Origin of the sequence: Chitinophaga sp. GbtcB8 (assembly GCF_019091455.1) — a bacterium.
Lineage (GTDB): Bacteria > Bacteroidota > Bacteroidia > Chitinophagales > Chitinophagaceae > Chitinophaga.
On record NZ_JAGXJN010000060.1, the window covers coordinates 1 to 398 of the forward strand.

The 398-nt window shown below is 53.0% G+C and carries 1 pseudogene; it reads right to left on the bottom strand.

The features are described from left to right. Positions 1-398 (bottom strand): annotated as a pseudogene (locus KVT36_RS32890) (5-methyltetrahydropteroyltriglutamate--homocysteine S-methyltransferase); the annotation flags it as partial.

Consider the following 398-nt stretch of genomic DNA (forward strand, 5'->3'; position numbering starts at 1 on the left):
TGTGGGTGTGGATCTGCGTTTCATCTTTAGCGCAGGACACGGATACACGAAATGCCTTCACCGCCCATTCCAGGTAGGTTTCCCAATCGGCTTTGCGTAAGGGTAGTCCTTCACGGATGGCCGGTTCATCTACCTGTATCACTTTAATACCGGCGGTTTCCAGGTCTTTTACTTCATCGCGGATGGCCAGTGCAATCTGCAAGGTTGTTTCAGAACGGGGCTGATCATCCCGTACAAAAGACCACTGCAAAATAGTTACCGGCCCGGTGAGCATGCCTTTCATAGGCTTGCGGGTAAGGGATTGCGCATAACTGCTCCAGGCCACGGTCATGGGCTGGCTGCGTTGCACATCCCCGTAAATAACCGGCGGTTTTACACAGCGGGAACCATAACTCTGC